The sequence below is a fragment of the Sphingopyxis sp. BSNA05 genome (assembly GCF_013265645.1).
GTDB lineage: Bacteria > Pseudomonadota > Alphaproteobacteria > Sphingomonadales > Sphingomonadaceae > Parasphingorhabdus.
The window spans coordinates 24,530-47,317 of the sequence record NZ_PYIA01000056.1 but is presented as its reverse complement, the minus strand read 5'-3'; the positions used below and the strand labels follow the sequence as shown (position 1 = coordinate 47,317).

Annotated in this window: 24 protein-coding genes, 1 tRNA gene and 2 pseudogenes; 9 read left to right on the top strand and 18 right to left on the bottom strand. The window is 50.8% G+C overall.

Annotated elements, in window-relative coordinates; genetic code table 11:
- Positions 1-40: 40 nt before the first annotated feature.
- From C8024_RS06120 to C8024_RS06100, 5 genes and pseudogenes are all read right to left on the bottom strand, one after another.
- Positions 41-340 (bottom strand): hypothetical protein, encoded by a 300-nt coding sequence (locus tag C8024_RS06120; protein ID WP_173203510.1) that lies wholly within the window; start codon positions 338-340, stop codon positions 41-43.
- The gene (locus C8024_RS06115; protein WP_254305618.1) at positions 313-2,250 is read right to left on the bottom strand and encodes a tetratricopeptide repeat protein; all 1,938 of its coding nucleotides are present in this window, start codon (positions 2,248-2,250) and stop codon (positions 313-315) included. The genes C8024_RS06120 and C8024_RS06115 overlap by 28 nt, the downstream gene beginning before the upstream one ends.
- Before the next feature lie 11 nt (positions 2,251-2,261).
- A pseudogene (locus tag C8024_RS23040) lies at positions 2,262-2,438 on the bottom strand (hypothetical protein); the annotation flags it as partial.
- Complete coding sequence (locus tag C8024_RS06105) at positions 2,432-2,860, bottom strand: hypothetical protein (RefSeq protein ID WP_173203503.1); 429 nt, start codon at positions 2,858-2,860, stop codon at positions 2,432-2,434. The pseudogene C8024_RS23040 and the gene C8024_RS06105, both read right to left, overlap by 7 nt.
- 228 nt (positions 2,861-3,088) lie before the next feature.
- Positions 3,089-3,433 carry an EthD domain-containing protein gene (locus C8024_RS06100; protein ID WP_100094449.1) on the bottom strand — a complete coding sequence of 115 codons (345 nt, stop codon included), beginning with the start codon at positions 3,431-3,433 and terminating at the stop codon, positions 3,089-3,091.
- Positions 3,434-3,495: 62 nt separating this feature from the next.
- On the opposite strand from C8024_RS06100, the gene C8024_RS06095 reads away from it, so the two are divergent.
- Positions 3,496-4,113 carry a glutathione S-transferase family protein gene (locus tag C8024_RS06095; protein ID WP_173203501.1) on the top strand — a complete coding sequence of 206 codons (618 nt, stop codon included), beginning with the start codon at positions 3,496-3,498 and terminating at the stop codon, positions 4,111-4,113.
- A gap of 74 nt (positions 4,114-4,187) precedes the next feature.
- On the opposite strand, the gene C8024_RS06090 is transcribed toward C8024_RS06095, so the two are convergent.
- The 4 genes from C8024_RS06090 to C8024_RS06075 form a co-directional block, all read right to left on the bottom strand.
- Positions 4,188-4,910, bottom strand: a complete 723-nt coding sequence (locus tag C8024_RS06090; protein WP_173203499.1) for a hypothetical protein — start codon at positions 4,908-4,910, stop codon at positions 4,188-4,190.
- A gap of 170 nt (positions 4,911-5,080) precedes the next feature.
- Positions 5,081-5,815: a Bax inhibitor-1/YccA family protein gene (locus tag C8024_RS06085; RefSeq protein WP_173203497.1), complete on the bottom strand. Its 735-nt coding sequence runs from the start codon at positions 5,813-5,815 to the stop codon at positions 5,081-5,083.
- 269 nt (positions 5,816-6,084) lie between these two features.
- Positions 6,085-6,549, bottom strand: coding sequence for a low molecular weight protein-tyrosine-phosphatase (locus C8024_RS06080; RefSeq protein ID WP_173203495.1), 465 nt, complete (start codon positions 6,547-6,549; stop codon positions 6,085-6,087).
- Between the two features lie 36 nt (positions 6,550-6,585).
- Entirely contained in the window at positions 6,586-7,137 is a 552-nt protein-coding gene (locus C8024_RS06075) for a superoxide dismutase family protein (RefSeq protein WP_240616727.1), read from the bottom strand.
- A gap of 116 nt (positions 7,138-7,253) precedes the next feature.
- Here C8024_RS06075 and folK point away from each other — a divergent pair, with 116 nt between their 5' ends.
- The 3 genes from folK to C8024_RS06060 all read left to right on the top strand — a co-directional run bounded on the left by folK (position 7,254) and on the right by C8024_RS06060 (position 9,219).
- The gene (folK, locus tag C8024_RS06070) at positions 7,254-7,835 is read left to right on the top strand and encodes a 2-amino-4-hydroxy-6-hydroxymethyldihydropteridine diphosphokinase (RefSeq protein WP_173203493.1); all 582 of its coding nucleotides are present in this window, start codon (positions 7,254-7,256) and stop codon (positions 7,833-7,835) included.
- Positions 7,826-7,901: transfer RNA gene (locus C8024_RS06065), tRNA-Lys, on the top strand. Before folK ends, C8024_RS06065 begins: the two co-directional genes overlap by 10 nt.
- 403 nt (positions 7,902-8,304) lie before the next feature.
- Positions 8,305-9,219: an alpha/beta hydrolase gene (locus tag C8024_RS06060; RefSeq protein WP_173203491.1), complete on the top strand. Its 915-nt coding sequence runs from the start codon at positions 8,305-8,307 to the stop codon at positions 9,217-9,219.
- 222 nt (positions 9,220-9,441) lie between these two features.
- Here C8024_RS06060 and C8024_RS06055 read toward each other — a convergent pair whose 3' ends face one another.
- Together C8024_RS06055 and C8024_RS06050 are read right to left on the bottom strand one after the other, a co-directional pair.
- Positions 9,442-9,708, bottom strand: coding sequence for a hypothetical protein (locus C8024_RS06055; protein ID WP_173203489.1), 267 nt, complete (start codon positions 9,706-9,708; stop codon positions 9,442-9,444).
- Between the two features lie 135 nt (positions 9,709-9,843).
- The gene (locus C8024_RS06050) at positions 9,844-10,755 is read right to left on the bottom strand and encodes a LysR family transcriptional regulator (RefSeq protein ID WP_217272028.1); all 912 of its coding nucleotides are present in this window, start codon (positions 10,753-10,755) and stop codon (positions 9,844-9,846) included.
- Positions 10,756-10,999: 244 nt separating this feature from the next.
- Here C8024_RS06050 and C8024_RS06045 point away from each other — a divergent pair, with 244 nt between their 5' ends.
- Positions 11,000-11,518 (top strand): winged helix DNA-binding protein, encoded by a 519-nt coding sequence (locus C8024_RS06045; protein WP_173203485.1) that lies wholly within the window; start codon positions 11,000-11,002, stop codon positions 11,516-11,518.
- A gap of 266 nt (positions 11,519-11,784) precedes the next feature.
- Here the strand turns inward: C8024_RS06045 and fdhD are convergent, their stop codons facing one another.
- From fdhD to C8024_RS06010, 7 genes and pseudogenes are all read right to left on the bottom strand, one after another.
- Positions 11,785-12,630 (bottom strand): formate dehydrogenase accessory sulfurtransferase FdhD, encoded by an 846-nt coding sequence (fdhD, locus tag C8024_RS06040; protein WP_254305617.1) that lies wholly within the window; start codon positions 12,628-12,630, stop codon positions 11,785-11,787.
- Positions 12,623-13,150, bottom strand: a complete 528-nt coding sequence (locus tag C8024_RS06035; protein ID WP_367947189.1) for a molybdenum cofactor guanylyltransferase — start codon at positions 13,148-13,150, stop codon at positions 12,623-12,625. The genes fdhD and C8024_RS06035 overlap by 8 nt, the downstream gene beginning before the upstream one ends.
- Positions 13,151-13,174: 24 nt before the next feature.
- Positions 13,175-13,933, bottom strand: a complete 759-nt coding sequence (locus tag C8024_RS06030; RefSeq protein ID WP_173203481.1) for a molybdopterin-binding protein — start codon at positions 13,931-13,933, stop codon at positions 13,175-13,177.
- 2 nt (positions 13,934-13,935) lie between these two features.
- On the bottom strand, positions 13,936-14,349 hold the full coding sequence (locus C8024_RS23035; protein ID WP_217272041.1) for a hypothetical protein: 414 nt from the start codon (positions 14,347-14,349) through the stop codon (positions 13,936-13,938).
- A 416-nt stretch (positions 14,350-14,765) separates the two neighbouring features.
- Positions 14,766-15,629: a YihY/virulence factor BrkB family protein gene (locus tag C8024_RS06020; RefSeq protein ID WP_254305625.1), complete on the bottom strand. Its 864-nt coding sequence runs from the start codon at positions 15,627-15,629 to the stop codon at positions 14,766-14,768.
- A 298-nt stretch (positions 15,630-15,927) separates the two neighbouring features.
- Positions 15,928-18,213: pseudogene (locus C8024_RS06015) on the bottom strand (FdhF/YdeP family oxidoreductase).
- 317 nt (positions 18,214-18,530) lie between these two features.
- Positions 18,531-18,953: a DUF1003 domain-containing protein gene (locus tag C8024_RS06010; RefSeq protein WP_254305616.1), complete on the bottom strand. Its 423-nt coding sequence runs from the start codon at positions 18,951-18,953 to the stop codon at positions 18,531-18,533.
- A 501-nt stretch (positions 18,954-19,454) separates the two neighbouring features.
- Here C8024_RS06010 and C8024_RS06005 point away from each other — a divergent pair.
- The 4 genes from C8024_RS06005 (at position 19,455) to C8024_RS05995 (ending at position 22,738) form a co-directional block, all read left to right on the top strand.
- Positions 19,455-20,804: an APC family permease gene (locus C8024_RS06005; protein WP_173203477.1), complete on the top strand. Its 1,350-nt coding sequence runs from the start codon at positions 19,455-19,457 to the stop codon at positions 20,802-20,804.
- A gap of 550 nt (positions 20,805-21,354) precedes the next feature.
- On the top strand, positions 21,355-21,588 hold the full coding sequence (locus C8024_RS20050) for a DUF1269 domain-containing protein (RefSeq protein ID WP_217272044.1): 234 nt from the start codon (positions 21,355-21,357) through the stop codon (positions 21,586-21,588).
- Positions 21,549-21,872, top strand: coding sequence for a DUF1269 domain-containing protein (locus tag C8024_RS20045; RefSeq protein WP_217272027.1), 324 nt, complete (start codon positions 21,549-21,551; stop codon positions 21,870-21,872). The genes C8024_RS20050 and C8024_RS20045 overlap by 40 nt, the downstream gene beginning before the upstream one ends.
- A 173-nt stretch (positions 21,873-22,045) precedes the next feature.
- Complete coding sequence (locus C8024_RS05995) at positions 22,046-22,738, top strand: hypothetical protein (RefSeq protein WP_173203475.1); 693 nt, start codon at positions 22,046-22,048, stop codon at positions 22,736-22,738.
- Positions 22,739-22,788 lie beyond the last annotated feature (50 nt).

The following is a 22,788-nucleotide window of genomic DNA, read 5'->3' as shown; positions in this document are numbered from 1 at the left end:
AGCAGGAGCGGGCATCTCGCCAAGTCCTCCATCAGGCCCGTCAGCGTACCGCAGGCGAGTCATCCGAAAAATGCCCCCAGTACCAGCCCGCATATTTGTAGCGGAACCGCGCGGTCTTTTCGTCATCTTCGGCCGCTTCGATCTGCCCCAGCTTGCGATGCGCGCGCGACCGGAGCTGATAGACATAGCCCCGGCGATCGCTGACCTTGATCGATTTGCCGAGATCGTCGATCGCCAGCTGATATTCACCGCGCTGGTAATAGACCAGGGCGCGGATGAAATGATAATAGGAGCTGCGTTCGGCCAGTTCGATCATATTGGTGCAATCCGCCAGCGCCATATCGAGATCGGTTTTTCCATCGCCCGCAACAGACAGCGATCGGCAAGATAGCTGGCATTATCGGGCTCTTCCTCGACCAGGTCGTCGATGATTTGCAGCGCCTGGTCGAATTTGCCTTCGGCCTGCAATATCTCGATATGGATGCTATCGACGCTGGTTTCGGTCAGGCCTGCGTCCTTGGCCCGCTCCAGAACCGCATGGGCCTTGTCAAAATCCTCCATTCGCACATGCAGTCTGATCAGATCGAGCAAGGCGTCGAAATAGGCCGGCTTGATGGCGACGGCCTCGGAATAGGCGGCGATGGCAGCCGCCGGATTGGAGCCGAGTTGCAGGTCGCCGAGCCATTTATAATTTTCGGCATCGGAATTGATCGCCAAGGCGCTCTCGACATCGGCAATGGCCTTGTCATATTCCCCCAGGATCTGATGGAAATAGGCGCGGTTGATCAAGGCAGCGTCATCATCATTCTTGGCGTTGGCGACATGCCGGTCAAACGCCTCGCGGTGAATGGCAGCTTGCGCCGAAAGCTTGAAATCCTCGACTTCCCGCCACGGCAACACCCGGTCTTCCGGAAGAATGATTTTCACATTTTCCCGGTTGAGGCGCGCCAGTTTCCGCCGTTCGGTCTCGAATTCCTCCGCCGGCAATTCCCAACGGCCGGTATGATATTCTTCCTTGGAAACAATCCTGTTGCCATTCTTGTGCACCGAGCGGCTGAACTGGAAGCCGGCGACTTGCGAACTATCCTCCGCCAGGCCATCGAGCGAGGCGGTGGCATATCGGTCGGGCAGGATATAATTGGTCTGATACTGGAAATAGACCGGATAGCTCAAATTCACCGGCAAGCTGCGCAATTCCTCTTCATCGCGGGTCTTCTGGACCTTGAAATTGTCGGATACGCTCCACAATTCGTGCCGGTGCCGGTCGGTCTTGATATCCCAGTCGAGATAGGACAGTCCCCTAGCCGTAAGATATCCAGTTTCCTCGTCCTCATCAAAGGTAAAGCTGGTTTCGTAGACGAGCCCGTCGAGCACATAATCCAGCGCGGTTTTCTCGCGCAGTTCCTTCACCTTCTCTTCCGACAATTGTGCAATGGCGTCTTTCAGTGCCGCCGCGTCGCTGTCGCGAAGCGTGGCCTGCAGTTCAAAGGGGGCGGGCAGATCGGTGCCGGCCGAAACGTCATAGGTGACGATGACCGACTGATAGGGCCGACCCGGCCGGCGGATTGGAATTTCCTCGAGCTCCGCACCATTGCTGACGCTCGGCAGTCCGTAACGATGGGTCGGAGAATTGACCATATCGTCGATACGCGTGCCGCTTCCGGTGCCATCGAGCCAGTAGACGGTTCCGTCGATCTCTGCCTTGACGATGATATGATTGAACGCCTGGAATGAGGGCAGCCGCTCCTTGACGATATCGCGCTGGCTGGTGTGGACCAGCATCGGCACGGCCTTGATGTCGAGGCGGCGCAGGATCGCGAGCAACAAATAGGTCTTTGCCTTGCAGTCACCATAGCGCAGTTTCCAGGTCTCCTCCGGCTTCTGCGGGCTGTAATTGCCGAATCCCATGCCGTTATAGAGATAGCGGATTTTGTCCTGAACCAGCCGCAGCGCCAGCGCAGTCCGTTGCTTCTTGTCCCGGGTCTGGTCGGCAATCGCCCGGATTTCCTGATCCAGGGCGCCGCCCTTCACGATGCCGTCGTTGCGGGGATAGAGGGCCGCGTTGACCCGCGAGACGTCCTTCCACGACGCAAAGCTGGCAACCTCGAACAGATTGCGATCCCTGAATCGCATGGGTGCATTTTTCGGAATTTCGACATCCGGTTCGCTGGACCGATAGTCGATTTCCAGATTGGTCCAGCCCCCTCGCTTGTTTTCACCGGCTCGATTTCCGCCTTGGAGCCACGCCATTTGACGTCCATCTTGTTCGGCCAGCGGACCCGCTGACGGACGAAATCGACTTTGACATCCTCCGAAGCGAAACCGCTTGATGCCTGTACGCGCCCGGCCAGCGCTTCATTGGCCGAGGTGACGGTGTAGCTCAGCCGCACAATGTCACCCAGTTGCAGATCCTCGATCTGCGAAATGGCGGTCAGCATGCCGTTGATCTGTTGCCGCTCCAGATTTTTTCCCGACGGATGACGTCGAATATATTCTCGATTCCGGTCAGGTCGATGATCTCGGAACCCCGGACAATCTCGTAGCGATGGACGATCAGATCGCCCTGGTCCGGATGCCAGCTCGGGCTCAAAAGCGACAGCATGTTCGACATGGTCCTGGTCGAATCAATGCGCACGGCGACATCCTGGTAAGTCGAGACCTTGCCGTGTTCCAGTTGGCGCTGGAAATCCAGAATCACCAATATCGCTTCGCTCTCCGGATTTTCCCGCAGGACCTGGTCGAGATCGGCGGATTCCACCCATGCTTCCGGCTGTTCGAAACGGAGATCGGCGGATGCGGTCGCGGCTGTTCCGGATATCAAATAGACAGCGCCGATCAGCGCCAAATAGAATTGCTTCATTACTGTGACTTGCCCCTTATTTTCACGTACCTTATTAGGATGAATAGTAAAAACAAGGCGTTGTTCGCAAAAAGCCGGTGGAACGGCGGCCCCTAACTTATCTTGGCTGAGGATATGGGAACACCGCCCGCCGGCGCGTTTGCTGTCTCAATATCGGGTCACCGTCTGGCAGCAGGCCCGCTTTTATCATGCCATTCGCGCTGCAATATGGGTCCGGTCGCCGAATATCTAGCTGCTGCTGTCGATTCTCAACGACCGCGTCGCCTCGCTGATCAGGAAATTGGCTTCGTCGGCGCGGATTTCTGCGATCACCGCTGGGTCGGACAGCCTTGCCAGAAACGCGTCATAATCGCTCTGGCTGGCAAAATGGATTTCGGTGATCACATCAAAACCGGGATCGTCCTGCGTGGCATCGATCCGGCTTTGCGACCGGTCGAGATAATGGCGCTCGTAATGCGCAAACATCGGCAGCAACCGCTTGATCAGCGGCGCATGCCTTGTCTCGTAATAGTCGCGGAATTCCGCTGCCGAAACATGCGGCTTTTTCGAAATCAGAAAGAAATGCTTGATCATCGACGCTCTCCCGTGTGACGCGACCTTCTGTTACAAGGCCATCCAAAACGAGGGAGAGAGACATGTCCACTATCAGCTTTTACACCAACCCGATGTCGCGCGGCCAGATTGCGCGCTGGGCGTTGCACGAAGCGGGTGCGGATTATGAGCAGGTGCTGCTCGAATATGGCACGTCGATGAAGGCCGAGGATTATCTGAAGATCAATCCGATGGGCAAGGTGCCGGCGATCCAGCATGAGGGCAAGGTCGTGACCGAAGGCCCGGCTATCTGTGCTTATCTGGCAGAAGCCTTCCCGGACGCCGGTCTCGCGCCGGCTGCAGCGGAACGGGCCGACTATTATCGCTGGCTGTTCTTTGCGGCGGGGCCGGTCGAAGCGGCGATCACCAACAAGTCTCTCGGCTTTGAAGTGGCACAGGATAAGGAGATGACCGCCGGCTATGGCAATTATGACCGCGTGGTCGACGTGCTGGAGGCCAAATTCCGGGCGGATGACTATGTCTGCGGTTCGCGCTTCACCATGGCCGACGTCTATGTCGGAGCGCAGGTCATTTGGGGAACCCAATTCGGCACCCTGCCCGCTCGGGACAGTTTTGTCGCTTATGCCGCGCGACTGACGGATCGGGCCGCTTATAATGCGGCCAAGGCGATCGACGAGCGGCTGATTGCCGAAAATGGCTGACCGCTCTTGAAAGGGCAAAGAAAGAGGCCGGAGAGGGCGTCCCTCCGGCCTTTTTCTCGTCGCCTATCGGAAATTCACTCGCCGGGAGCCGGCTGCTCGTAATCGAGTAATGGTTGTTCGAGAACCGGCTGATCGATTGCCGGCTGTTCGGCTACGGCTGTCGGATCGCCATATTGGACCTGCCAGGCCTGAAGGTCGCGCTCATATTCCTCGAAAGCGAGATAGAAATCGGTGAACGGCTTTTCCAGTTCGGGCAAGGCCTGTTCCGCGAACAGGTTGAGGTCGGCCGACTTGGTGACGATCGCGCGCTGGCTGATCTGCACCGCCTGGTCACAGAAAGGCCGGCGCAGCGGCGAGAAGGACCAGTAATTATAGAGCTGCGTCTGGTGACGGTCATGCTCGGTCTTGTAACCGCTGCCGACATCGCGCTGGAATTTCCTGATAATCGCGTTGTTGGCGTTGCGCAGCGACGCGCTGTTGTTCTTGATGAACGCATTATAATCGTCAACCAGACGATCGTAGAGCGGTCCGGTGCAGCTGAGCGCGGCAACGTTAAGGGCAGCGCGGACGTGCCACAAGGTTTCCAGCGGTCCGAGATCGCGATTGATAGTCTCGCGCAACCCGTCGGCGCGGAGCGCCGGCACGATCGAAAGATGGCTTGCGCCAAAGGGCGGGGTCGGCGCGCGCGGCGTATATTGCGGCTGGACAACCGGCGCGGGCGGCGGCGGTGGCGGTGGCGGCGGCGTTTGGCAGGCAGCAAGCAAAGCCAGTCCGCCAGCTACCAATATAAGACGCATATCCTTCAAACGCGGCATTGTAATCTTCTCCCGGAACAACTGCCGTTTCCTTATGATTCACGCTGATGAATGTCCAGCATTTGCGCGTAAATCTCGACGAAGCGCCAAAAGAAAAGGCCCGACAGTTTCCTGCCGGGCCTTCCCGATAATCATTGCTGTGCCAAATGGCCCTATTCGCGGCCGCCCATGAAATAGAGCAGGAACTGGAACATGTTGATGAAGTCCAGATAGAGGCTGAGTGCGCTCAGGACCACGGTCTTGCCGACCATGTCGGTTCCGGCGACATAGGCATACATGCTCTTGATCCGCTGCGTATCATAAGCCGTGAGGCCCGCGAAAACCAGCACGCCAATCGCGCTGATCACGAGTTGCATCATCGACGACTGCAGGAAGATGTTGATCACCATCGCGACCAGGATACCGACCACGCCCATGATCAGGAAGCTGCCCCAGCCGGACAGGTCCTTCTTGGTCGTGTAACCATAGAGGCTCAGCCCGAGAAAGGCGGCTGCAGTGGCAAAGAAGGTCTGCGCGATCGATGCGCCCGTATAGACCAGGAAGATGGTCGACATGGACATGCCCATCAGAGCGGCAAAGCCCCAGAACATCGCCTGCAGCGTGAAGGTCGAGAATTTATTCTGCCCGAAGCTCATCGCGAAAACAATCGCAAGCGGCGACAGCATGATCACCCATTTCAGCGGCCCGCCGCCGAACATGATGTCCTGCGCGAGACCGGAGCTGGCGAACAGCATCGCGACAATGCCGGTGAGCAACACGCCGCTGGCCATATAATTATAGACTTTGAGCATGTAGCTGCGCAGGCCGGCATCAAACGCGACCTGCGTCTGTGGAGCGGTGCCCACAGGGGCCTGCCCGAAGGTTGTTCTTGGATCTTGCCAAGCCATAATTGCATACTCCTCAAATTAGCGAGCCGACAAACCGGCTCTACAGCTTTCAATATCGGGTAAGAACGCGCCTTTTTCAAGGGAAACCGCCATGGCTCGCCAAAATATTCCCGACGGATTCGATAGATGGCATCTATTGCCCCGGCAAATTATCGACAATATCTTATACCGCGCGACAAACGGCGCCAAACCCCGTTTCCCACCCTGTTCCACTCCGGCACAGGACTACCGCGCCGCGCTGGTAACATTCTCCCGCCTCGCCCGGATCCTCAGCCGGCGGCCAGCCACTGGCGGATATTGCGGGCCGCTTCGGTCACTTCTGCCCAGGTCTGTTCAAAATCACGTTCGCTGCCATAATAAGGGTCCGCGACATCTTCGCCCGCCCGGCCCGCAACATGGTCGAAGAGCAGCGAAAGCTGCGAAACCGCCCTGGCCGGCCGCAGGGCCTCCAGATCGCGCAAATTCTGGTTGTCGAGCGCGATGATATGATCGAAATCGCGGAAATCCGACGCTTTCACCTGGCGCGCCCGCAAATGGCCGATATCCACCCCATTTTGCGCCGCCACGGCCTGCGCCCGCTCGTCCGGCGGCTGCCCGACATGCCAGTCTCCGGTGCCGGCAGAATCGACGATGATATTCGGTTCCAGACGCAGGCATTCCTGCCGCAATGCCGCTTCGGCGAGCGGCGAGCGGCAAATATTGCCGAGGCATACGAACAGGACAGACTGACTCATCAAACCACTCTATATTTTACTGACAGAAAGCCGGAGTCAGCGGCCACCAACAAAGACGCCGCAAGCCAGCCGGCCGCCGCTTTCGCCGGACGGATCGGTCTTCAGGTCGTCGGCACCCTCATGTACAACAAATGCCGCGCCATCGGCATCGAGCAACGCGTCCTCGCCTTCGCTCAGCGAGGCGCCCGATATCGTCGCCTCCAGCGCACCGGTGCCGTCGGCACCAATGTCCAGATTGAAGAAATCTCCCGCGTGCGCGCCTTGCGGATTATCGAAGCCATGCTGTTTGGCCGAGGGATTCCAGTGCCCCCCTGCAGATTTGAAGTCGGGCCCCTCGCATTTTCCGGTCTGGTGGATATGCACGCCGTGCGGTCCCGGCGACATGCCTTCTGCCCGGATATTGACGAGCAGGCCATTGTCACCCTGGGCGACAATCACTTCGCCATATGGCGTGCCGTCCGCTCCGGCCAGCTCCGCCCGCGCGACATTGCCGCTGACTTCGCCGGGAGATATGCCTTCCTGGCTGCACCCGGCAGCCGCAAGCGACAACAAAACCATGCCCGACAAACCGATATGTTGCTGACCCACGAAGCTTCTCCTTGATTTCCATTGCATTCATTTCATGATAGCAGCCGATCCGCCCGCTTGGAACCATTTGTTCCGGCCGCGTCCTTCGGGCATCGCACAGGAGCCAGATTGCCGCCATGCTCTATCTAATCGCTCTCGGCTCGAACCAGCGCCACCAGCGCCTTGGACCGCCACGCGCCGTCATAGCCGCGGCAGGGCAGCACCTGGCCGCGCGGGGCCTGACGCTGCTCGAGACCTCGTCGACCATCGGCTCGCGACCGTTGGGTCCGTCCCAGCGCAGCTATGCCAATGCCGCCGCGATCATCGAAACGGGACTGGCTCCCCCTACCCTGCTGGCTCTGCTCAAGCGCATCGAATCAGAATTCGGCCGTCGCCGCGGCCAGGCCTGGTCCCGGCGGGTGCTCGATCTGGACATCATCTTGTGGAGCGGCGGCGCCTTTGCCAGCGCTGAACCGGACCTCGTCATCCCCCATCCGCTGATGCGCGAACGCAGCTTTGTCCTGCGCCCCGCCGCAGAAATCGCGGGCGACTGGCGCGATCCCCTGACCGGCCGGACAATGGCGCAACTTGACGCCCGCAACCGGCGACCCAGAAAACAGGGAAAAAAGCGCCAAAGCGGCTTGACCACGAAACAAAGCGCCCCTAGGGAAGCGCTTCCGACGCTGGCGCACTGCACCGGCCATATGAGGGGCCCTTAGCTCAGTCGGTAGAGCAACTGACTTTTAATCAGTAGGTCGCTGGTTCGAACCCAGCAGGGCTCACCATAATATGTTGAAAATAAACAATTTTCTACGCCCCAGGAATTTTAAGTTGCAATATATGCAACTTGGGTAGCATTACGGGTAGCAAATGAGAAAACACCAACTTTTTAGGCTACTGGAAAAACCCCCTTGCGTGAAAGTTTGATGTGTGACTGACAATTGCTGCCGATCCAAAGTTCGAATACTTGTTGGCTCGCGGATTGCGTTAAGTAGTTGTGTAACTGCGAACGGACGCAATATCCCGAAAACGGTTGCTAGCAGTCTTCGATAGAGGCGCGCGCCGCCAGATTAAAAACTGAATCGAAACGAATGAAAATCGTTGACGTCGTGCCAATCGGTCATGCTCCGTTAATTGCACAATTATCAGAGTTCACGAATAAGTTTACCGCTTTTGGAGTCGGTCTGTATGAAAAATGGCCTTAGAACAGAACATAGAACAGTGGGACTATTTGTCTTTTATCTGGTGTTTGTGACATTCGCCTTAACCCCAGCGTTTGCTGCCGACCTCCGCAATAATTCCGTTACCTTCAAAGATCTGCCTTATGCTGGAGATCGCAGTGCTGATCGTCAAAAGCTCGATCTATATTTGCCCCAGAGCGCAACGCCAAAACATGCATCAATTCCGGTGCTAGTTTATGTCCATGGCGGTGCCTGGACACGGGGGAACAAGAATCGGCTGGAGCTTGAGGATGTGCAAGCATATCGCAGCAAAGGCATCATTGTCGCAGCACTGAACTATAGATTGGGGCCTCAAAATAAGTTTCCTGATAATATAAATGATCTCAGAACCGCTGCCGATTGGCTTTCAAAAAATATATCGCGTTACGGCGGTGATCCGCAGAATATGGTTATAGTGGGACATTCAGCAGGCGCTCATCTGGTAGCTATGGCAGAGATAGAAAATCGCAATTCAACGACTCATAGAGCTGCCAAAAGTCATTACAAAGCGATATTTGCGATTGATTCTGCATCCTATAATCTAACATTGCCAAGATCCGGGAAGCTTTCGCGCTGGATCAACCAGCAGAAATATTACACCTTTGGAAAAAGTCGCCGCGGGCTGAAAGCCGCTTCGCCAACACTACAAGTGATTAGAAACGGAGACTATTCGCCCTTTTACTTATACGCTACCCAAACTCGGCCCGACGCAATCGCTAGCGCCAAAGAGTTTGAGATGGCGCTCAAGGCTAGTGGGAATGCTGTACGCGCTACAGTGATCAAAGGCGGCCTGTCCCATGCTGATATGAATAAGGCGATTTTCGATCAGCAAAGTCAGATTTACGACGCTATATATCGAATTCTGAAGAAACCTTCGGTTTGAACTCTTAGTCGGCGTCTGCATTATTCTACTTCAATATAGTTCCAGACCTTACTGATATCGATCCCTCACGACAAAACAATCGTGCAAACGTCCACAACGACGCGCAGCGCAATGAGGCGATATCTGGTTTCTTATTCAGTTGACAATCTACTCGACTATTTCAAAAATCAGTCAGTTGAAGCGAGATAATCGCCTCTGCGGTTTCGCCAATTTTGAGAGCAATCAACCAAAATCGACATTTTTGGGAATTGGCAATCCTACTGTGATCTGTTCAATTATCTGGAATGCAGCGGCCGAAACGGCTTTGGTGTCGTCACTACTTTCGAGTGTCTTTTTCAGTGCGGCAAGATGAACCACCGCTTCATTGACACTGATCGCGGCGCGATCCATTTCCATTTCATCGAGCGCCTGCAATACATGCTGCAGCAATAGCGTAAGTTCGTCTACTGCCCGAGTATAATCAAAGTTCTCTGGTACCGGTTTTGTCAATTTGCGACCTTTTTGTAATATCTCACATTAGCACGGATAAAAGGTCGATGGGTTAAAATTTTTATGGGATGTTCAATCAATTGTAGAAGGATATTTTTTGGCTAGCGGCGAAAACTGATTATTATCGCGCGCCCGTCATAGGGTTTTCAAACTTCTAAGTTCATTGGCAAACAAATTTGCTGCAGATGATAACTGGTGGTTTTGCGGTAATATTAACCCATATACCCGTTCAATATTGCAGTCAGCAATATCGCTGCAACCGACTACTGAAAGAAACTGTTCCGGGATAATTTTGGTCGGATAAATGCAAATCCCGAGGCCTGCTTGAACCATCGCCAGTACAGTCACAAAATTCCCAACCTCAAAAGCCCCCGGAACGAATATGGGTTCAACTCCTAATTTTTCTGCTTCCAAGATAATCATATTTCGCAGCACAATATGCACATCTGGACTCAAAATTGGATATTTTAGCAGATCTGCCATTTCGACAGTGCGCTGATCGAGCAATGGGTGATCGATAGGAGCGATCACTTGACACTGCTCTGATAACAGCGGTTCGAAGTAAAGTTCCGGAGGGAGCGTATGTTCTGCAATTATCCCCATATCACATTTGCCCTTGGCGACCAGATCGATCGTCTCATCCCCTGACGCAACTGTCAAAATAATCTTTATTCCGATATGCTTATCTTGAAAGGTAGCGATCCGCGGCGGAATCAAAACGGAACCAAACATCGGTGCAACCACCGTGACTTTGCTCGCTCTTTTCTTTCCTTTTACGTGAAACTCGTCATACAGCTCCGACAATGCTGATATTGCTTTGGTGGCGTATTCCTTGAATCTCTCTCCCTCGTGTGTCAGCGAAACCGATCTGGTATCCCGAATGATGAGCTGCCGCTGAATTTTCTCTTCCAGCACCTTCATCCGGTTGCTGATCGAGGGTTGGGATATATTCAGGTTTTCTGCCGCATCGCTGAAACTCGAAGCCTCAGCCACCGCGAGAAAAGTCTGCAAGTCCTTGTACGTCAAATCTAAGGCTCGTTTGTCCATATAGCCAGATGCCCCGTTATATTGATAAACTACTTGCCATTAACACAAACAGAAGCTTTGTGCCATTTGACAGTTTCGCCATATCAAATTTCTAAAAGCCCTTACTTGTCAAATAGATAATTTGTATTTGGAAATTCAATGATCTTATCAGAAAGCATTATTGGCCAGACGGCACTCATTTGACTAGCCGCTCCCTATATTAGCTTCCGCTGCTACGATAATAGTTGGAAGCAACAACAAGAATATGGACTACGAAATGTCGCAAACTGCTGCCAAACCATCATTCTCAATATTGGAGGACCTTCGCGCCAGTCAAATCAATAAGCAAAAAGAGGTAGAAGCGCTAAGGCAGTTTGCTGATGGTGTTCGGCATTTGGTGTCATCCTTACCGGCAGAAACAAGACACTCTATTTCGCGTCCACTACCATGTACCATCGCGAATAAATTGGATGAAATATTTCAATCAAGGCAATCGATCATGGGAGAGGACTTGGCATCTTTGGGAGATCACGCTTGGTCTATTCTGGTCAGTCTCTACACATCCGAAAGCAAAGGCCGGAAAGTCACAGTGTCAAATATTACGTTGGGTATGTTGTTTCCAAAAACGACCGCACTCCGATATATCGGCGTCTTAGTGAAAAGAGGGTATATCAATCGTGTACCAAGTCACCACGACAAGCGCGTGACCTATTTGCGACTGACCGAGGATACCCACGCCCAAGTGACACAGATCCTAGAAAAAATATCTCGGATACTTTATTGATCATGCGGGGCAAAAGGGGAAAGCGATTTGATAGGTTCAGAACATTTAGAGACGCAATTGCAGATAAGGCTATTGGATCCCAGCTGAGCATGAACCGTAACTGAAAATGCTAATAGAGACGGTGGGCTTCAGGTTGTTCAAACTTACAAAAATCCAATGCTAATTTTGAAAATTCAGTAAGATCGCAATGTGTTCTAACGATTTCCATATTGAAATTTGATTAGTGGATGTGGTTTAGGGAACGCAGCAATTTTCTCACTTCATACCTAAGTGAACAAACTGTGAGGGTCGTTAAGTATTAACGCTGTATCGCTCCGCGCAAGTGCGATAAGAGTAAGTCCGGCTTCCTGCGCTCGTGTTATGGCAAGACTTGACGGTGCGCTAATTGTCACCAAGATAGTTATGCCGGCCCGGATGGCTTTTTCCACCAATTCTTGACTGCAACGGGCTGACAGTAAAGCAAACCCTTCCCGGAGATTGAGGGAAGATTGTGAGACGGAGCCAATCAGCTTATCAAAAGCATTATGCCTGCCAACGTCTTCCCTGACACATAATATTGCTCCATGCGCTGAGCACCAAGCCGCTGCATGACTGGCACCGGTGGCGCGCGCCATATGTTGATGATCGTAAAGAGCTTCCAAAGCCTGATGGACGGAGTTAGGAGTGACTTGAGGTGGGTTTGACACATTTGGCAGGGGCGCGAGAGCGGCAGCAATCGAATCAATCCCGCAGATCCCGCAACCACTTTCAGAAACACGCGTCCTGGCACGAGCTAGTATTTTCGGAAGTGATTCGGACGGGAGATTACAGCGGACTACATATCCACCGTCAGTTTCAAAGATGACAGGATCGCTAATATCGTGAGCGGGGGCTAGGCCTTCGGAAACTGTAAAGCCGATTACGAAATCTTGCAAATCGGTCGGCGTTCCCATCATTACGGCGTAGCCAATACCGTTATATTCCAATGCAATTGGGCATTCGACCGGGACACAGCGTTCAATTTTCTTTAATGTGCCGTCACCGAAAGTCAAAACAGATGTAGCCATAAACTCTGTCCCTGAAGGTGGTTGGTTCTCAGTTTCGTCGCTTAGAGAGGTTTTATCTTCAGACATCGATGCCATTCAAACTTACTTTAAGTGCGTTTAAGTCCGACACAGTATTCACATTTGTCAGATTAAACAGGGAATCATCAACGAGCCGGGGCGCGGTTTTACGAAGCCAACCTTTTACGGATCTTTGTCCAATATTTAGGTAGCTCTCCAAAGCAGGAAAGTAAGCGCTAGGCCAAAAACCAAATAGCCAATGATTATAGAATACTGCAGGCGTTTCACCCGACAGCAAATTAATCAGATCTTTCGGAACTGGATAAGTGTCGGCTGGTATGCTCAAGACATAATCTAATCGAGCATTTACTGCATATCTCATCGCCGCACATAATCCTCCAAGTGGACCAAGCCTTGAAGATGGCCAATCTACAATTGCAATTTCATTACTCACTTTTCGCCCGCAAATTACCGCTTCATCTACCTGCTCCAAAACAGCACGATGTGCTAATTGCAAGAAAGTCGCTCCATTAAGTTCCGCAGAAAGCTTATCCCGACCGAAGCGAACTGCCTGTCCTCCAGCGAGCACGGCTCCCAAAACTGAAAGGTTTTTTTACCAAGCAAGAAAAGGCACTCCTGTTCCCTCCGTTATTAGACCGGATCCAGGTTCAACCCGGACTAAACCATCGCTTGTTAACAGTCTGATCTGACCCGAAGAGCGTTGATCTTTCTCTATTGATACCTTTCCGTCACGAAAAATAGCGGACAGAAAAGCCAATCTATCAGAATTATACTCAAAATCTTCAGCAAGTGGTATTTCAGACCAGCATAACGCATTGGATTTGTGCGTTCCGCCCAATATTTTGAGCAAAGGCACTAAAAATAATCGTGCGGTCGTTATTGCCGCAGTCGGGTTTCCCGGAAGTCCTAACACGAATGTAGATCCTGATTTGCCCATCCATACAGGTTTACCAGGCTTCATTGACACGCCTTCCCATATGAGTTGTGTACCTGCTTTGCGAAATGCTTTCTTCGCGTAATCCCGCTTGCCTGCCGAAGCACCACCAATAACCGCCACAATGTCGCTATTGGCTATAGCAATTCTGGCTTGGGCTTCAACAATTGACAGGTCATCGTCAACGCGGACGCTAGCCATGGGTATCGCCCCCCACTGTCGCCCAAGCAATAACAAAGCTTCTGATAAACTGTCAGGAATGCTATTTGGCGTTATGCTCGCTTCTCCAGGGGGAACTAATTCTTTACCCGTTGCAATAACCGATAATCGGGCTCTTTTCCATATTTTAGCCTCCCGGACGTCACACGCTGCTAAAGCAACCATTACTTGGGGTGTGATGATGGTACCAATCTCCACAACTAGATCACCAACCTTAAATTCTTCTCCCTTCCGTCTAATATGAGATTTTGCGGGCGCCGCCCACTGAGTGAAACTTTATCTCGCAGGATTTCAACTAATTCATGCGGAATAACTGACTGACAATTTTCCGGAATTCTGGCTCCTGTCGTTACATATCGGCATTCACCCGAATTGAGTGGCGGGGGATCAGCCTCACCTGCATAACTATCTCCTGTAATATGCCAGCTAAGGTTTTTCAGCTCTTTGACAGCGTAACCGTCCATAGCCGATAAATCGCTTGCGGGTGAATCAACAAGTGCCGTTACTGGATCAGCTAAGCGGCGCCTTCCGGTTCGCTCCAATGGCAAAATTTCTGTACCGATTGGTTTAGCAAGGTCAATCAGCCTTCGAAATGCCTTGTCAAAAGACGTCAGAGGTAATGCGATTGGTAAATCCTAATCTAAGGTCTCTAAAGCTAAACAAAATTTAGGCAGCAAAATTATTTTCGTAAAGTAAATAGTTAAAAATTGAGCAAAAATGCATAATCGAAGAAGCGCACAAGTTGCAACTTTGGATGGCAATCGCTTAAAATATTTAGATTCTTTCAAATCCTCATTTTTAACCAGTCCTTACTCTTATCCAGTATTGCCTAATTCACCTTGCTAGATACCTAAAAATTAGAGAGCCACAGACTTGATAGAAGTCTAAAAAGCTACACAAGTTAACAAACCAAGTCAGGATCGTAAATAATGCGCCAGTTGCGTTGGCCATCGGCGCTTCGTCCGTTCATTAATCGTTTGCTCTTAAGGCACATTAAAACTCTAGGGCGATATGGGATTGAGCTAAAAATTCACCTTGATTCGGTCTCAAGTTGGTAATTCACAGCAGCACCAAGTGCAATAATAATAGAGCAATAATAGATCCATAACATGAGCACGACCGCCGCTGAAAGCGTTCCAAAAATAAAGCTATAGCGGCCAAAATTAGAAACGTAGTAAGAAAATCCGACGGAAAGAATGAGCCAAAGAACAGCGGCAAGGGCTGCTCCGGCAGCATGCGCCCGAAATGGACGCGCGCCGTTTACAGATGCAGCATTATAGAGAATAATGATGCTAACAAATATCATGCAGGCGAGTATCGGCCACCGCCCCCAGAATATTGCAGTTTTGATAGCATCTGGAAATGGAAAGTGCTGAGTCAACAACGGGGCGATCGCCAATCCTGCGAGTGCGATACTGAGGACGAGCAAAGCCCCCAATGTCACTATCAATGCCACGATTATTTCGCGAAAGAAGCTACGATTGGCAGACTCATGATACACTACTTTGATAAGGAAAATGGTATATTTAGTGCCACGCGATCCCATATAAAGTGAAACCAAGGACGTTATAATCAATCCTGCTGTCATATGCGAGACTGGATAAGCCGAAAGGTCTTTTAATCGAGCTGCAAGCACCGAATAAACGTTGGTTGGCAGGAAGGGTCTGAACGCGGCTATATGCGCCTCTATTTCCGGCGCAGAAAAAGCGAGACCATAAACGAGCACGAAAACTGCCATCAAGGGAAAGATAGATAAAAATCCGAAAAAGCCCACACTTGCGCAGTGCGACCAAATTTCACCTCTAGCCAAATTTGAACATATTCCTAAACCAAACGACCTCCACCCCCCGCGCTGCCTACACTTTGATTTTGCGCTATCATTTTCAGCTGGCATAAGTTTCATTCTAAATACAGAGCCGTGTAATTCATGTGCTTGGCTCCACATGCCAACGACAGCAGACCGAAAAAGATTCTACCGAGGGGGCAGATATTGATCATGTCATTTAACATATGGTTGCCTCATAATCCTAATCCGAAGCCTCGCTCAACTGATCGAACGCCCCATCTGCGCGTTCGCGATTAGCAATAGGCATTACCGTCTTTCAGCGCGCCGTGTCCCAAGGCACTTTTGAACAACAAGAATGACCTCTGTGGTGTCACCAGGACTACTATCGCGGGCATTGAACGGTGGGTCATTCTGCTAAATCAGCTTCGATCCGTACAGGGACAGATTTTGATCCCGGCGTTTTTGATAACTGATCATGATGGGTAATTGGAACCAGCACATTGCATTCCGGGTAGTAAGAGGCGACCGTCCCGCGCGGAATTTTATATGCCGTCAATTTTAAACCGCCTAAACTGCGATCCTCGCCGTCGTCTATATCTGTTGTAAGCCGAACCAACTGGCCATCCGTAAACCTGCCTCAGCAATATCTTTTTCGTTCATCAGCAGAACATCGCGTGTACCTTCGATCCCGCGAAAACGATCAGAATAGCCGTAGATCGTAGTATTGAATTGGTCATTGGATCGCATCGTTAGTAGACGGTAGCGATCAGGCGCATCGCTAAAGCCGAGAGAGTTAAGTCGGCCTGGATCGGTAAATACAGCCCTGCCGCTCTCAGTTTTCCAGATACGTTCATGGGCGCCATTGCCCCGGTAAAACCCGCCAGCGTCGAACATTCGTTTATTGAAATCCCGAAAATCAGTTGGATAGGTTGCTTCAATAAGGTCCCGTACCAGACTGTAATCTGCTGTCCATTCGTCCCATTTTACCTTAGGGTTGGGTGTAAGTGAGGCTTTCGCCATCCCCGTCACAATAGCTAGTTCACTTTTAAGATCCGGTGATGCGGGTTCGCGGTGACCAACCGAACCGTTGATCATGGAGAAACTATCCTCAGTGGTAACCGCTTGTTTGCCGCCGCTCTGCTCATCGATCTCAGTCCTGGTCAGGCATGGAAGGATGAACGCCTTCTTGGCTGGAAACAAATGGCTACGATTGAGTTTGGTGGATATCATTACGGTCAAGTCCTGCTCCGGCCAATGTTTCTCCATCCGGTCAAGATCAGGCATTGCCCGCATCAGGTTCCCGCCCAAACAGATGAACGCCTTGACCTTGCCAGCAAATAGCCCTTCGGCCGCTTCGACCACATTCATCCCATCCTTGGTCGGGGGTTTGAAATCAAACAGCGCCTCCAACTTCTCCAGGGGCACCAAATGTGCTTTTTCGGCAATTCCAACTGTCCGTTGGCCCTGCACATTGCTATGGCCGCGTACCGGACAGCACCCCGCACCTGGCCGTCCGATGTTTCCGCGCATCAGTAACAGATTGACCAACATCGCAATATTAAGAGCCCCATGAGTGTGCTGTGTTAGCCCCATCCCATAAACGCCAATCACTCTCTCAGCCTTAATATAGGTCTCACCAGCTTCTTCTAACGCGGCACGTGTCAGCCCGCTCTCTTTTTCTATGTCGGCCCATTTTGTAGCCCGCACCGTATCCAGAAAGGCGTCAAATCCAATTGTGTGTTGTTCGATAAATTCAGTGTCAAGAATCCGCTTTTCACGGTTTGCAACTGCGAGATCGTCAGCTGCCAAAACAACCTTACAGAGGCCCATTATGGCGGCTACATCGCCGCCAGACTTTAGTTGATGATATTGATCTGAAATTTTTGTTTCATTGCCCGTTAGCATATCCAGTGGGCTTTGTGGGTTAACGAAAGATACCAGACCTTGTTCAATAATGGGGTTAAAGGTGACGATTGCGGCACCGCGCTTTTTGGCTTCCTGCAGGGGGTGCAGGAAGCGGGGGCTATTGGTTCCGGGATTCTGGCCAAAAAGAAGAAACAATCGGTCTCTTCAAGGTCTTCCCATACGATTGTTCCAACCGGGGAGCCGATAACCTTAGTGAGACCAACCGAAGTGGTTTCGTGGCACATATTTGAACTCTGTGGCAGATTGTTATTGCCAAAAAACCTCGCATATAAGGCATAAAGATAGGATGCCTCGAGACCAGCATGGCCTGAAGCATAAAAACAACAGCTTCCGGATCGAGCGGTTTGAGCGTTTCGCCGATTTCGGTGAACGCCTCGTCCCAACTAACCGCTATATATCGGTCGCTATCGGAATCATATTTCATCGGGTGTGTTAGACGGCCGGTCTTTTCCAGATCGTGATCCTTCCAATCGCGCAGTTCTGTTACCGTATGATCGTTCCAGAATTCCGGGCGACAACGAGCACTTGTCAGTTCCCATAAGGTAGCTTTGGCACCATTTTCGCAGAATTCGAACGCGGAATAGTTGACAGGTTTAGGCCAAGCACAACTGCTGCACATTACACCCTTTGGTTTGTTCAAACGCCGTAAACTGTCAAGAGCGGTGGGCGTAGGCCAAGTCTCTCCGAACGTCTCAGCAATACCGGTCATCGATCCCCATCCACCAGCTGGACCAGGTGAGTGTGGTAAGTCTTTTTCGTTAGCCATGGTATTATTCCTTGTTTGCCGCTTCACATAATTATGCTCAAATCTCAGCAATGATCCAGCGTTTTTTCGTCGCTATTGCCTCGTACTCACGCGTCGCACTCTAAGGCATGATAAAAATGATATAGCTTGGCCGCAAATTCTGAGCAAGAAAGGCTATCAGCGCCATTGCTGTATTCTTTGCTAAAAGTTGCTTTTATCGAACCTCGACGCACGGCGCGTTTACCCTCACCGATAGCCTACGCGGATATATTCAAGCAGACCGGCCGCCTCTCTACGAGGTTACCCAATACACAATATGCCGACAATCCGAAATTCCGCTATGCATCGCGACCTTTTATGTCGCGAAGCAATGCCAGAATTTCCTGCTGTTGATCAAGCAAAGTCACGTGTTGCTCATTCCGCAAGATGTCCAATTTTTCCTGTACACTCAATATCTCAATTTCGGACCGTAAATTGACTTCGTAATCGTGCGATGCAGCGATCCTGTCCTTTTCTGCTTGGCGGTTCTGGCTCATCATAATGATCGGCGCCTGAATCGCAGCTAGCATGGAAAGAACCAGATTAAGAAAAATGTAGGGATATGGATCGAATGCAGAACTTGATTTGGCGAGAAAGATGGAATTCGTTCCAACCCACGCCATAAGAAAGATAAAAAAGCCGAAGATGAAGGGCCAAGACCCTCCGACTTTTGCGACCTTATCGGCAGACCTATCCCAGAAACCGTCTCGCTGCTCAGCCAATTCGCCAGCATCCGCACTAATCGGTTTGCGCTCAGCGATGCCTTCAACGACTCTTTTTCTTCACTGTCGAGGGCCTTTGAATCGCTTCCGAGTAACCGGTGAGCCAGCGGCAATGTTATTCTTGGGGGTAGCATAAATTATCCTTCCTACATGGCCTCTTGGCCCAAAACCTAGGCAGTAACTAAAAACTGACAATCGCGCACTACGTCCATGATTTTAACAATTTCATCTGGAATATGTACAGTTCGGCCGCGCTCAAATTACCATTAGGTCAATCCCTGGGCAATAGGGCGAAGCAAGCGTTATAGATTTTCGTTTTGCCTACATTTTCGGCGCCAAAGCAGGCATACATGCCGTCCAACAAGACATTTATGGCAGCTCGAGGCCCTCTTCCGTCGTTAGTCTGAAAGTGTTCCATTGAACGTAGCGAATGCGCATAATAGGACACCGCCAATTCGCTCACTGTTGAAATCATGCTGCAATTCCTTCTATGCATTAGCAATGTGGAAGCGTTCTACATCTGAATCTTATTATTTACGAACGGGCCAGAATGACAAAACAGAGATTTCGAAAATCGGTACTTTGACTGCGCTGTCCATTGGCATTGGCGGGATGGTTGGCGGGGGTATTTTTGCTGTCACCGGCTTGACCGTCCAGTTAACCAAAGGCGCTGCGCCAGTTGCCTTTATTGTCGCAGGTATTGTAGCCCTTCTGACGAGCTATTCCTATTTGCGCCTAACACTCAAATATCCCAGTTCTGGGGGTACGGTGGAATTTCTACTGCGCGGTTTCGGACCCGGTCTATTTTCTGGCGCGATCAATATTCTGCTCTCCATGAGTTACATGGTCTTGCTTGCAGTCTATTCTTATGCGTTCGGTAGCTATGCGGCGACTTTGTTGGCGCCGGACCACCTTGCTTTGCCCATCCAGGTTTTTGCCAGTGGGTTGTTGATCGCATTGGCGGTTGTGAATACTTTTGGTGCGGATCTCGTCGTACGATCGGAGAATATCTTCAACATAGGTAAGATGGCACTGTTGCTAATTTTCATAGTTGTTGGTCTCGCAATGCCGCTGGATTGGGGCCAGATGGCACCGGCAGATTACGCCCCTCCCATCGAAATATTGGCAGGAGCAATGATCATTTTCTTAAACTATGAAGGCTTTGAACTTATTGCCAACGCGGGGAAAGATATCAAAAATCCAAAACGGACTTTGCCCATTGCCTATGTAGGCGGCGTTCTGATTGCCATCGTACTTTATGTCCTAATTGCGATCGTTGTTTTGGGCCATCTTTCATTCGATCAAATCTCGGCGAATTCTGATTCAGCGCTGTCATTCGCAGCACATAGTATTATGGGGCCGTTTGGAATCATAGTGACGATAGCCGCTCTGCTGGCAACCTCATCGGCGATTAATGCCACCTATTACGGGGCAGGCAGGCTAACTTACACGATCGCGAAATCCGGTGAACTTCCGCGAGAACTGGAACGTAATATTCGTGGGCAACCACTTGAAGGCATGTTTTTGTACGCGGTTTGTGCATTGGCCTTGGTCAATTTCTTACCGCTTAACGCCATTGCAACGATGGGAAGTGCAGGGTTTCTGCTGATTTTCTTTGCGGTCAATCTGGTTGCCGTCCGCAAAGCAAAAGAAATGGAAAGCCGGGCATGGATTTCCTTAGTAGGAATGATTGCCACTGCTGTCGCTTTTGGAGCATTGATATGGCAGGTCTGGCGCGTCGAAGACACGCGGTACCACCTTTGGATATTGGCCGGAATGATCCTAGCATCGTTCCTAATTGAATTTGCATATAGCAAAATCAAAACCCGAACATATAATCTGTCCGGATGATAGGATGCGAAATGCCCGTGCCAATTTAATTTTCTAAGTTTGGTAGTAAACCTTAGGCCAGCTTTCGGCCCTTCTTACGGTCATGGTGAACCAGCTATACCTGGACCGCACAATGCAATCCAGATCAGTTTCAAGCTCCAGAGGCGGTTGCTTGTAATCACGACCCCTCCGAGTAGGGCTGTCTCATCGGGGGGATGATCCAGACCATAGGAAGGGAGGATCTCTCTCGAAGGGATCGTGACCTAGTAATGACAAGTGGATATCGACCCTGATATCCTTGCCATACCGTTCTTTTAGCCTCGGAAACCTGACGTAGAGTTGGATCGCACATTAATTAATTGTAATATTCGATTGTAATGAATTGATTGGATTCAGCATAATCTGCTGTTTTCCTTAGAAAGTTCTCCCGATTCGGTCGAAAGATGACGCGGTTGAAGCTGCCCAAAGCCGATCATAATTGCGTCGAATTATAATTGCCTTTGGTGGATGTTGGAGTATTCATACCGCGAATCCTGCTACAAACTGCGGAATTAAATCAGAGGTAGAAACAATGTCAGAACTTATTGTAATTGGGTATGACAACGAGAATACAGCGGAGGAGGCCCGCCTTGACCTTTTTCAGATGTCTCAAGAGTATCTTGTAGAAGTATCGGATGCTGTTGTTGCCCACGTGGACGATAAAGGCAAAGTAAAGCTCAACCAAATGGTCAACAGGTGGACGGCAGCTACTAGCGGCGGAGCATTTTGGGGGCTACTTATCGGCTTAGTCTTTTTGCGCCGATAATTGGCGTTCTAGCAGGCGCCGCCTCCGGCGCGTTGGCGAATGCATTGTCGGATTACGGTATTAGCAACAAATTCATGAAAGACATTGCCTCGATGCTCAAACCTGAGCAGGCAGCGCTATTCATAATGGTACCGAATACTATTTCTGATCGTGTTATCGAAAAGCTTGCAAAACATGGAGGTGATGTTCTGCGGACGAACTTAGAGAGCGCTCACGAAAAGTGGGTTCGCGACGCATTCGCTTCCGCCCACAAAGAAATTGAAGATAGCGAGACTGTACAATAGTTCTATTTAAAAATGATCGGGTACCGAGATTTTCAATCTCGCAGTGCCGGATTGAATTGGGAGATGCGATCAGTTATTTGCTGGCCGTCCCGTCTTCGAGAGTTACGCAATCGAAATTGGTAGATTATTCAAGTTGGCATACTCAGTGCTGAAATTTTTCAATAGGAGTTAATATGCGCCTTATATCTTTTCGAAAACTGCGGGTTGTAGCGCTAGTTGCCTGCCCAACTTTACTTTTGCTTGCCTGCACTTCAGAAAACCCAAATCCAGCTGATGTTGATGCAAGCTCATCCTCCCAAGACGTGCAGCCCCCCTTGAAAGTTCTTGAAGCGGCAGAAAAGTTAGCATCGGGCAATTCGGGGAAGTTAAAATTTTCGAAATCTGAGAACGGGTTTTCCGCCTCTTTTCCGAGTAAGAAATATAACTATCAAGCCGAGATAAGCCCCCAAGGGGAAGTAAGCACGATTACCGTTAAGGCTCCAGATGGCTCTGAAGAATCCGGCAATCCTCAGCAAGTTATCGGAGGGCAGATTATCAATCGCGCATTCCGTCTTGTTCACAATGCAATGGAAGGTGGGTCTGGCGATCAACCAATGGACCTTCAACCTCTGCGCTCTTCAATATCTATGCTTTCGGGGTTTGTTTCAGTTGAAGATGCTCAGCTTCTTATGCAAGACTTTGACTCCGCTCAATCAGCCACGCTTGCCGGCGACACTTATGGTGCAGCCGAAGCGCTCGTTTCGCTGTTACAAAAGGTACTCTCTAAAATAAGCGGACAGATTTCAGACTCCGAAAGATCGAAATACAAAGTTGAAATAGACACTCTAGCGAGTGAAATATCACCTTTAAACAATACGCCAAATTGACATATGTCGCGCCGCGTCATTGCCTACTCAAATCAATGGCGGTGAAAAGG

Excerpts from the sequence above, each read along its gene's own strand:
- C8024_RS06120 (WP_173203510.1), bottom strand. The coding sequence starts at position 340 with ATGGCGCTGGCGGATTGCACCAATATGATCGAACTGGCCGAACGCAGC.
- C8024_RS06115 (WP_254305618.1), bottom strand. The coding sequence starts at position 2,250 with ATGGCGTGGCTCCAAGGCGGAAATCGAGCCGGTGAAAACAAGCGAGGG.
- C8024_RS06105 (WP_173203503.1), bottom strand. The coding sequence starts at position 2,860 with ATGAAGCAATTCTATTTGGCGCTGATCGGCGCTGTCTATTTGATATCC.
- C8024_RS06100 (WP_100094449.1), bottom strand. The coding sequence starts at position 3,433 with ATGATCAAGCATTTCTTTCTGATTTCGAAAAAGCCGCATGTTTCGGCA.
- C8024_RS06095 (WP_173203501.1), top strand. The coding sequence starts at position 3,496 with ATGTCCACTATCAGCTTTTACACCAACCCGATGTCGCGCGGCCAGATT.
- C8024_RS06090 (WP_173203499.1), bottom strand. The coding sequence starts at position 4,910 with ATGCGTCTTATATTGGTAGCTGGCGGACTGGCTTTGCTTGCTGCCTGC.
- C8024_RS06085 (WP_173203497.1), bottom strand. The coding sequence starts at position 5,815 with ATGGCTTGGCAAGATCCAAGAACAACCTTCGGGCAGGCCCCTGTGGGC.
- C8024_RS06080 (WP_173203495.1), bottom strand. The coding sequence starts at position 6,549 with ATGAGTCAGTCTGTCCTGTTCGTATGCCTCGGCAATATTTGCCGCTCG.
- folK (WP_173203493.1), top strand. The coding sequence starts at position 7,254 with ATGCTCTATCTAATCGCTCTCGGCTCGAACCAGCGCCACCAGCGCCTT.
- C8024_RS06060 (WP_173203491.1), top strand. The coding sequence starts at position 8,305 with ATGAAAAATGGCCTTAGAACAGAACATAGAACAGTGGGACTATTTGTC.
- C8024_RS06050 (WP_217272028.1), bottom strand. The coding sequence starts at position 10,755 with ATGGACAAACGAGCCTTAGATTTGACGTACAAGGACTTGCAGACTTTT.
- C8024_RS06045 (WP_173203485.1), top strand. The coding sequence starts at position 11,000 with ATGGACTACGAAATGTCGCAAACTGCTGCCAAACCATCATTCTCAATA.
- fdhD (WP_254305617.1), bottom strand. The coding sequence starts at position 12,630 with ATGTCTGAAGATAAAACCTCTCTAAGCGACGAAACTGAGAACCAACCA.
- C8024_RS06020 (WP_254305625.1), bottom strand. The coding sequence starts at position 15,629 with ATGCCAGCTGAAAATGATAGCGCAAAATCAAAGTGTAGGCAGCGCGGG.
- C8024_RS06005 (WP_173203477.1), top strand. The coding sequence starts at position 19,455 with ATGTGGAAGCGTTCTACATCTGAATCTTATTATTTACGAACGGGCCAG.
- C8024_RS20050 (WP_217272044.1), top strand. The coding sequence starts at position 21,355 with ATGTCAGAACTTATTGTAATTGGGTATGACAACGAGAATACAGCGGAG.
- C8024_RS05995 (WP_173203475.1), top strand. The coding sequence starts at position 22,046 with ATGCGCCTTATATCTTTTCGAAAACTGCGGGTTGTAGCGCTAGTTGCC.